The following is an 8,383-nucleotide window of genomic DNA, read 5'->3' on the forward strand; positions in this document are numbered from 1 at the left end:
CACCGTTGCCAGGACGTACGGGAAACGTGCCTTTGGGGTTCGCTACCATGGCGACAGATTGTCGAGACAGGCACAGATCTTTGCCGGTTCCGCCGAAACTGTGGAGCTGCGCAGCAAGGGCCAGTAATCCGACCTTGATTCACTGAAGCTGAGCGTTTCGCTGGCGGGATGTTGGCTCTCAGAGGGCCGAACTGATCTTAAGAAATGGTAGGAAGCGGAGCGCGTCCTCGGAGATCCTCGCGGGCCTACGGAGGTTGGTCTCGGCCAGATCAGGTAGCCGGACGGAGAAAGCCCAAGTCAGCGCGTGATCGCGATGGGACTGTGAAACCGTCGGCTCAGCCTAGCAAGTTCAAACCTCGCACCTGCCACACCAGTTAGAAGAGGCCCGTCACCAGGGGAAACGCGGTGATTGGCCTCTCCGTCGCTGTGCGGGCCAGGAAAGCGCCCGCCCGACGCCGTGCCGAATTCCTTCAGGTGGTCGCGTAGGAGAGGCAACAGCTCGGGCGCATCGGCGCGAGGCGGGTCTCCTCCTGCGCTCGATACTTGGGTTGTCGCCGCTCAGCTGACCGCGATCCGGTGCCGAGCCTTATTGATGGCGATCGCCGGCACCAGCTGAAAGCCCCAAATTCAGCGGCTCAGGTGTACTGGTTGTCTCGGATCGGGCTGATGTCGTAAACCCACTGGCCTGGTCGGAAGTTGACGGCCACCTGCAGGTAGACCTTCGATATGGACTTGGAGCCGCTGCGGGTGACGTTTCCGAAGTTGGTGCCCTTGTCGCTGCAGCCGTTGCGGTCCCACTTCCAGGCGCTGTAGCCGGTGGTTCCGTCGGTGTGCTTCCACCAGATCCGGGCTCGCACCGGGAGGTTGTCGCCGGGGCAGATGTCGCGCACCGTGAAGTTCCGGAAAACGACCTTCTTCCGGTTGACGAAGTCGACGGTTGCTCGGACGGACCCGCCGCCGTGGGCGCCTGCCGGGTTCACGCGGGCGGTGGACACTCCGTCTTTCGCCTGTGCCGGGCTTGGCACCAGCAGTCCGCTCAATGCTGCGATTCCCAGTACGGCGCCCAGAATGCGGGTCTTCAATTGTCCTCCAGCAAGAGATGGTTCGGTTGGCCTTGGGTTGTGAACTGCGGTACTCCGCGTGGCCGGCGGGGGATGTGCGAGGTGTCGCCTCGAGGCGGATCGCTACGAGAATGGCGATCGATGGTGCGGGGCCCTGTCTGAGCGTCAGGTTCCGAGGGTGAGCGTCCCTCGTGGGACGGTGTCTCGCCCGCTTGAACGGGCCGGTAGATGACGTCTTCGAAGGCGGTGACCACCGCACAGGTCGCGCCGTGTCAGGCGCCCGGACGCACGACTCCTTGGCGGGGGCGGCGTAGCCGACGATCCCGTCTCCGATATCCCGCTGAAAACTCGCCGCCAAGGCCGGTTGCGCGAGTTTGACGATCACTATCGCGGCAGCGACGCCCGACGGTGACCGTTTGGAGCGGGTTCATCGTTCTTCCTTCTCTCGCACGGAGATCAGCTGTCCGGAGCGATCCGGACAGCCCGTGGTTCACGGGGATGATCGTTGCACCCGTCGGTAGCAGCGTGGAATACGACGGGAATACGTCTGGTCGGCCGGCATCGAGAGATGACTTCGGGCGGAACCCCGTTGCCGGCGTGCCTGTCTTTGCGGTGATGCTGAAGGAGGTGGAGACGACCGTCTTCGGCCAGATGCGCTGGCAACTCGGCTGATGGTCAGACTGCGTCAGCAGGTGGGGCACCTCGGTACCGCTTCGAACCCGATCAGCCGGATTCAGGATTAGGACGGCTAGGTTTGGATCGCCCAGGCTTCCTGCGGGAGCCAGTGAGAAGGGTCGTCCATCGCCTCAGCCGGCAGGAACACGGGTCGGGTGAGCAAACGGTCGCCTGCCCGCTGCACGCCTACCACCACACCGAGGGACCTTGAGCCCGGCTCGCCGGCGTTCATGTAGGCGAGCTCTTCGCAGGGATCACGGCTGGCGGCACGCTTTTCCATCCATTGCTCTATCTCCGAGGGAACGCGGCCGACCAGGGCAGTGTCGTCCGCGAAGACCTGCGGTCCTCGAAGGGCGTCAATCGCAACGGCCTTGAGCTTCTCATCCACGTTGTAGTGAAGCGTCAAGCCGGCCTTCTGGTACCTGGCCATCTCCACCCGGCCGTCTCGGTACTGCGGGCGTGTCGTGATCCCACCGAGCGCGGCAGTCGCCTCGATGGGATTCATCCCGAAGTGCAGTGGGCCTACGCTCACGAACGGGGTCAGTATCCACTGCTGACGCTCGCTCTCGGGCAGCACAGTCCACCATCCGAACATGGGTATGGAGCCTACGACAGCGCGATCGCGTCGATGGAATCCTTGGATCTGCTACCGGTAGAAACGCCAGATCACAGGTCCCCCCGCCTCGCGCTTCACAGCGGCAGCAGCGAGATGAAGGGTCAAGCTCTCGCCTTTAAGATCCGGCCGCGCCTTGCCGCACCGATCGGCGGATCGCGCGTACCACTCCGACGCCCCAGACCACGAGCACGGCCAGGCTGACCGTGGCGAGCAGGGTGATCAGGAACCAGTCCATGGAGCCGGCGCGCGGATAGACGTTGCGTTTATGGCCTACCTCCGTCGCCGCGACGCGATCTCCGACAGCGGCCGGCTCCGCCCCTGGCGCCAGACCGATGCCACGTCTGACGACCAGGCCGTCATCGGAGACGAAGTTCCCCCGCCAACTGCAAGTACGCCCACTGCAGTCGCGTCCGGTGGCGGTGAAAGTGCCGGGGGTTCCGGTGTCGAATTGGGCGGTGTACGCGGGGACCACTTCGCGCCAGGCGGCGAGCAGAATGAGCCCGGCGAGCACCGGCACCAGCACCCACCAGAAAAAGCGCATCGCCCTCTGTTTCCTTCGCTCCGACATCCAATTCAGGCTCGAAGAGCTCATCACACGTTAACGCTGTCCGAGGCAGGGCAACCTCGTCCGTGCGCCCGGCTCACCTGCCTCGGACAGGTCGGTGGGGCTGATCGATGATTTTTTCGCGCGGTGCTGGTCTGTACGCCGAGTATCGGCTCACGGGAGGCTGACGCCATGCGGAAACTGACCTTCGCCATGAACCTGAGCGTGGACGGTTACGTCGCCGCGCCCGGTGGCGACCTCGGCTGGAGCGTACCGAGCGACGAGGTGTTCCAGTGGTGGTCCGACCGGGTGGGGGCGACCGGTCTGGCGCTGTACGGGCGCAAGTTGTGGGAGGGGATGAGCTCCCACTGGCCGACCGCCGACCAGCAGCCTGGCGCCAGGCCGGCGACGATCGAGTACGCCCGCCGCTGGCGGGACATGCCGAAGGTGGTGTTCTCCTCGACGGCTCGTACGGTCGACTGGAACACCCGGCTGGTCACCGGCGACGCGGTCGCCGAGATCGCCCGGCTGAAGGCCGAGGACGGTGGCCCCATGGACATCGGCGGTGCCACACTCGCCGCGGCGGCCATGCGGGCGGGGCTGATCGACGAGTACGTGCTCGTCACCGCGCCGGTCCTGGTGGGTAGCGGTACGCCGTTCTTCACGGCCTTGGACAACTGGGTGAACCTGACCCTGATGGAGACTCGGACGTTCTCCGACGGCGTCCTTCTGACCAGGTACGAGACCAGGCGCTGAATACGCGGCCATGATCCGTTCCATCTCCGTACCCCGGGAGAGGGCCTCTGGAAGCGGCTCGCAATAAGTCGATGCGGCGGCAGGAGAGGTCGTCCAGGACTCTGGTGCGCACGTTCACGCCGATCGCAGTCGTTCCTCTATCCACTGGTGACCGGCATCCCAGCTCGCGAACTCCGCCAGGTGCTCTCCGCTCCGGGCGTCGAAGACGTGATAGCGACGCCTGCCCTCCTTGCCGGTGCGGATCAGGTCATAAGTGCCCTCGTGGGAGCGGTACCAGATGCACTCCCGGCCGTCTGCGCGTCGTGAGGTAGGCGATGTGTACGTGTACGCGTACTCACTAACCGTTCGATCCGACATGGGCTGGATCATAGCTCCGCGCCCTGGCGTGAAGCTTTCATGATCCATCATGAAGATTTCACGAGATGGTAGAAATGGCCGGAAACGGGGTCGGTCGGGGAGTGGGAGCGCTGGATGATCCGGGTTCTGCTGGCCGAGGACATGCACATGGTCCGCGGCGCCCTGGTCGCGTTGCTTCAGCTCGAACCGGACATCGAGGTGGTCGCGGAGGCCGGTGCCGGGGACGAGATCGTGCCGCTGGCGCTGGAGCACGTCCCGGACGTGGCTGTGATCGACGTCGAACTGCCGGGCATGGACGGGCTCACCGCCACGGCCGAGTTGCGCAGGAGGCTGCCCCGGTGCCGGGTGCTGATCGTGACCAGTTTCGGCCGGCCGGCGAGTGTGCGCAGGGCGTTCGCGGCGCAGGCGTCCGGGTTCGTGGTCAAGGACGCCCCGCCTGAGCAGCTCGCCGACGCGATCAGGAAGGTCGCCGCGGGTGAGCGGGTGGTCGATCCGCAGCTGGCCGTGGCCGCGCTGGAGGTGGTGGAGAGCCCGCTCAAGCCGCGTGAGCTGGAGGTGCTGCGCAGGTTCGCCGAGGGGGAGGACGTGGCTCAGATCGCCGGGGCGCTGTTCCTGTCGCCGGGCACCGTACGCAATTACCTCACCGCGATCGTGGCCACGCTCAACGCCCGCAACCGGCTGCATGCCGTACGGATCGCTCAGGAATCCGGTTGGCTCTGAGCCCGCCTCGCCTGCTCGCTGCGTACATCAGCCTGATCTGTCTGTTACGCGTCACTTTCCATCTGGGGGAGACCAGCACAGGGCCGCTGATGTTGGCGTGCATCGTCGCGGTCGCTGCGCTGCAACTGCCGATCTCGCTCTCGGGTGGGCGGCGGGCCGTCCTGGTGATTCCGCAAATCGTGCTGAACTGGCTGCCCCTGGTGGCCGGGGCCGGGGCCGGGGAGTGGCGGGGCGGTGGCTCGGGGTTCGTCGTCGCCTCCATGCTGCTCGCGGTGAGCGGTCCGTGGGCGTGGTCGCTCGTCGCGTTGATCGTGGTTGTCGAGGGCGGCGCGGCGATCATGCTGGACCTGCCGCCGGTGCTGATCTACTACGCGATCATCGCCCCGATCAATGGGGGTTTGATCCTGTACGGTCTCAGCCGCCTCGTCGACCTGGTGGACCGGGCCGGGCGGGAGCGGGCGGAACTAGCCGCCAGGGCCGGTGAGGTCGAGCGGCTGCGGTTGTGGGGGCACGTTCACAGCCTGGTCGTGAGCAGTGTGTCGGCCGTCGAACGGCTGGCGCGGCGCGAACGCGACCCCGAGGCGATCCGCCGGGCCGTCGCCATCGCCAGGGAGGCGTTGCAGCGGGTCCGGTCCCTGCCGGCCGCCGAAGCGGCGGTTCCGGTCCCGTCCGGTGGCGACGATCCGCGGGTGCTCCGGCTGGCCACCCCGATTCTCGTCGTCACGCACGCCCTGTCCATCGGGCAGTCGATCTTCAACTTCGCCGCGGACGCCGGTCTCGGCCTCGGGTCTGGGCATGCCGCGTACATGGCCCTGCTGCCCGTGACCCTGGCGCTGCAGTTCTGGCATCTGGCCGCTCTGCGCGCGGGCACCCGCCCGAGGTGGCTGGCCTGGACGCTCGCGGCCCAGGCGGTCGCCATCTACGCGCCGCTGCTGCAAGGGGACGCGTACGGGCTGGCGGTTTCTGGGTTCTTCGCTGGAGTCGTCCTGCTTTGTGTGCGGGGCTTGGTGGCGTGGCCGTTGTGCGTGGTGATCTGCGCTGTGGCCGCTCTGGAGAGCTGGCCGCGTGGTCCGGCCGTGGCCGTCTACCAGGTCTGCGGCGCGCTCGCCACCGCGCTGGCCGTCCACGGGCTGACCCGGCTGGCCGCCCTCGTCATCGAGCTGGGGCGGACCCGGGCCGAGCTCGTCGAGGTGACCGCTCTGCGCGAACGCATCAAGGTCGGCAGGGACGTCCACGACCTGCTCGGCCGTGGTCTCACCGCGATCGTTCTGCACGCCGAGCTCGCGCTGCGATTGCTGCGCGCCGACCCCGTTCGGGCGTCAGAACAGCTTGAACGGGTGGCGGACGCGGCACGGGCCGCGCTCACCGACGCCGCCCGGGTCAACGTTCCGGGTCACCGCCTGTCGTTGGCCGCCGAGCTCGACTCCGCCAGGGCCGTACTGGAGTCCACGGGTGCGATCGTGCGGATCGAGGCCACGTCGGTCGCCGGACCTGCCGGGTCTGTTCTCGCGGTGGTGCTGCGCGAGGCGGTGACCAATGTGCTGCGGCACAGTACGCCGTACGAGTGCGTGATCGAGATCGCCGTCGAGGACGGTCACGTACGGCTGCGGGTGACCAACGACGGCGCCTCTCACGAGCTCGGCGAGCCCGGCGCCGGGCTGCGGAACCTGCGCGCCCGGCTGGCTGCCGTCGGCGGTGAGCTCACCACTACCCGGACCGGCGACCGCTTCGAACTCCTCGCCCGTACCCCGGACGATCATGAGGATCTCACGCCGACGAGGTGACGCCGGCGACTGTGCCGGAAGCGCCTGGCACCGCACAGTTGATCAGGCCATGCCGACACCACAGATGACCATGAACCGCCGACAGTTCCTCGCCGCCACCGCCCTGACCGGCCTCGCCTCGGCCTGCGGCTCCGCGCCGGCGACCGACCCGGCCGCCTTCCGTACCGAGGTGCGCGTACCACCGCTGCTCGAACCAACGCGCGGCAAGGACGGGACGCTGACCTTCGCGCTGACGATGCGGCGCGCCCGGAGCGAGCTGCTGCCGGGCGGGCCGGTCGAGACCTGGGGCTTCAACGGCGCCTACCTCGGCCCGACGATCCGCGCGGCCCGCGGCGACAACGTTCGCATGACGGTCACCAACCGGCTGGCCGAGGCCAGCACCGTGCACTGGCACGGGATGCGGCTGCCCGCCAGGATGGACGGCGGCCCGCACCAGCCGATCGAGCCGGGCGCGACCTGGAGCCCGCACTGGACCGTCGACCAGCCCGCCACCACGTCCTGGTACCACCCGCATCCGCACGGCGCGACCGCCCGGCACGTCTACCGAGGGCTCGCCGGGATGTTCATCGTCGACGACGGTCCGGCGGAGCTCCCCTCGCGGTACGGGGTCGACGACATCCCGCTGATCCTCCAGGACAAGGTCCTCGACGCCGCGCCCGATCCGCTCAAGGGCACCTTCGGCATCCTCGGCGATCACATGCTGGTCAACGGGACGTATCGGGGGTTTGCGCACGTACGGACGGAGCGGGTGCGGTTCCGGGTGCTCAACGGATCGAACGCGCGGAGGTACCACCTGACGTTCGCCGACGGCCGTACCTTCCACGTGGTCGGCGGGGACGCCGGGCTGCTCGCCGCTCCGGTCGAGGTGGACCGGGTCTCGCTCAGCCCGGGTGAACGGGTCGAGGTGGTGGTGGCCTTCACCGGCGGGGAGCAGGTGCTGCTGCGCACGGTCTCGGGGTCGGACGACATCGACGAGGGGGACTTCGACCTGCTGCGGATCGTCGCGGCGCCGCGCCTGGCCGCCTCGCCGCCGCTGCCCGGCCGCCTGACGGGCGCGCCGGCGCCGATCGTGGTGCCGTCCGGTGCGAGGGTACGGCGGTTCCGGCTGAACGGGCACGACGCCATCAACGGCAAGGAGATGGACATGTCGCGCATCGACGAGGTCGTGCCGGCCGGGGCCGTCGAGATCTGGGAGATCGAGAACACCGTCTACGCCCACAACTTCCACATCCATGAGGTGGCGTTCCAGGTGCTCGACGTGGACGGGACCGAGCCGGAGGCGTGGGCGGGCGGGCACAAGGACACGGTGTACGTGCCGCCGAAGAGCACGGTGCGGCTGGCTGTGCGGTTCGGGGAGTTCACGGATCCGGGGACGCCGTACATGTACCACTGCCACATCCTGCGGCACGAGGACTCGGGGATGATGGGGCAGTTCGTGATCGTGAAGCCGGGTACGGAGGATCGGGTGCCGCGTACGATCCCGGTTCAGCACCACATGTGATGGCTCACTACGCGATCATGGGGTGGTGAGAGCGCGAGTCGGGGAGTTCGTTGGGTCGATCTCGAGGCGGGGCGGAAGATCGACGATCCCGCCCATGCCTGCGAACTTCTAGTCGGTCCTGAGCCGGCATCGGGCTGGCCGGTCCTTAGTAGATGCGGTACTTCTTGCCGCAGTTGTCGAACTTCCCGGCCCAGCAGGTGAAGGTGTATACCTTCTTGACACCCTTGCCGCTCCACGCGCCGACGACCTCGCCGTCCCAGGACTTGTTGAACCGCTTCCAGTGACCGCCCTGGTACACCTCGAACCAGACCCAGCCCTTCTTACCGCCGACCTTGTCCACCCCGTACCACTTCGTGAACACCTTGCCGT

The 8,383-nt window shown here is 67.5% G+C and carries 8 protein-coding genes and 1 pseudogene; 5 read left to right on the forward strand and 4 right to left on the reverse strand.

Annotated features, from left to right (window positions below; translation table 11 throughout):
- Nucleotides 1-635: 635 nt before the first annotated feature.
- Nucleotides 636-1,082, reverse strand: coding sequence for a hypothetical protein (locus B0I32_RS32925; protein WP_146178396.1), 447 nt, complete (start codon nt 1,080-1,082; stop codon nt 636-638).
- Nucleotides 1,083-1,559: 477 nt separating this feature from the next.
- Here B0I32_RS32925 and B0I32_RS58005 point away from each other — a divergent pair, with 477 nt between their 5' ends.
- Nucleotides 1,560-1,733: a hypothetical protein gene (locus B0I32_RS58005; protein WP_181308010.1), complete on the forward strand. Its 174-nt coding sequence runs from the start codon at nt 1,560-1,562 to the stop codon at nt 1,731-1,733.
- A gap of 76 nt (nt 1,734-1,809) precedes the next feature.
- Here B0I32_RS58005 and B0I32_RS32930 read toward each other — a convergent pair whose 3' ends face one another.
- Both B0I32_RS32930 and B0I32_RS32935 read right to left on the reverse strand, forming a co-directional pair.
- Nucleotides 1,810-2,331 (reverse strand): hypothetical protein, encoded by a 522-nt coding sequence (locus B0I32_RS32930; protein ID WP_106246393.1) that lies wholly within the window; start codon nt 2,329-2,331, stop codon nt 1,810-1,812.
- Nucleotides 2,332-2,467: 136 nt separating this feature from the next.
- Complete coding sequence (locus B0I32_RS32935; protein WP_106246395.1) at nt 2,468-2,893, reverse strand: hypothetical protein; 426 nt, start codon at nt 2,891-2,893, stop codon at nt 2,468-2,470.
- 195 nt (nt 2,894-3,088) lie between these two features.
- Here B0I32_RS32935 and B0I32_RS32940 point away from each other — a divergent pair, with 195 nt between their 5' ends.
- The 4 genes from B0I32_RS32940 (at nt 3,089) to B0I32_RS32960 (ending at nt 8,014) form a co-directional block, all read left to right on the forward strand.
- Nucleotides 3,089-3,652: a dihydrofolate reductase family protein gene (locus B0I32_RS32940; RefSeq protein WP_106246396.1), complete on the forward strand. Its 564-nt coding sequence runs from the start codon at nt 3,089-3,091 to the stop codon at nt 3,650-3,652.
- A 471-nt stretch (nt 3,653-4,123) separates the two neighbouring features.
- Nucleotides 4,124-4,729: a response regulator transcription factor gene (locus B0I32_RS32950; protein ID WP_106246400.1), complete on the forward strand. Its 606-nt coding sequence runs from the start codon at nt 4,124-4,126 to the stop codon at nt 4,727-4,729.
- Between the two features lie 89 nt (nt 4,730-4,818).
- A complete protein-coding gene (locus B0I32_RS32955) occupies nt 4,819-6,513 on the forward strand; it encodes a sensor histidine kinase (protein WP_106246402.1) in 1,695 nt (564 codons plus the stop codon).
- 70 nt (nt 6,514-6,583) lie between these two features.
- Nucleotides 6,584-8,014 carry a multicopper oxidase family protein gene (locus B0I32_RS32960; protein WP_106246461.1) on the forward strand — a complete coding sequence of 477 codons (1,431 nt, stop codon included), beginning with the start codon at nt 6,584-6,586 and terminating at the stop codon, nt 8,012-8,014.
- Nucleotides 8,015-8,159: 145 nt separating this feature from the next.
- Here the strand turns inward: B0I32_RS32960 and B0I32_RS32965 are convergent.
- Nucleotides 8,160-8,383: pseudogene (locus tag B0I32_RS32965) on the reverse strand (hypothetical protein); the annotation flags it as partial.

The organism is Nonomuraea fuscirosea (assembly GCF_003001935.1).
GTDB classification, from domain to species: Bacteria; Actinomycetota; Actinomycetes; order Streptosporangiales; family Streptosporangiaceae; genus Nonomuraea; species Nonomuraea fuscirosea.

Excerpts from the sequence above, each read along its gene's own strand:
- B0I32_RS58005 (WP_181308010.1), top strand. The coding sequence starts at position 1,560 with ATGATCGTTGCACCCGTCGGTAGCAGCGTGGAATACGACGGGAATACG.
- B0I32_RS32930 (WP_106246393.1), bottom strand. The coding sequence starts at position 2,331 with ATGTTCGGATGGTGGACTGTGCTGCCCGAGAGCGAGCGTCAGCAGTGG.
- B0I32_RS32935 (WP_106246395.1), bottom strand. The coding sequence starts at position 2,893 with ATGCGCTTTTTCTGGTGGGTGCTGGTGCCGGTGCTCGCCGGGCTCATT.
- B0I32_RS32940 (WP_106246396.1), top strand. The coding sequence starts at position 3,089 with ATGCGGAAACTGACCTTCGCCATGAACCTGAGCGTGGACGGTTACGTC.
- B0I32_RS32950 (WP_106246400.1), top strand. The coding sequence starts at position 4,124 with ATGATCCGGGTTCTGCTGGCCGAGGACATGCACATGGTCCGCGGCGCC.
- B0I32_RS32955 (WP_106246402.1), top strand. The coding sequence starts at position 4,819 with ATGTTGGCGTGCATCGTCGCGGTCGCTGCGCTGCAACTGCCGATCTCG.
- B0I32_RS32960 (WP_106246461.1), top strand. The coding sequence starts at position 6,584 with ATGAACCGCCGACAGTTCCTCGCCGCCACCGCCCTGACCGGCCTCGCC.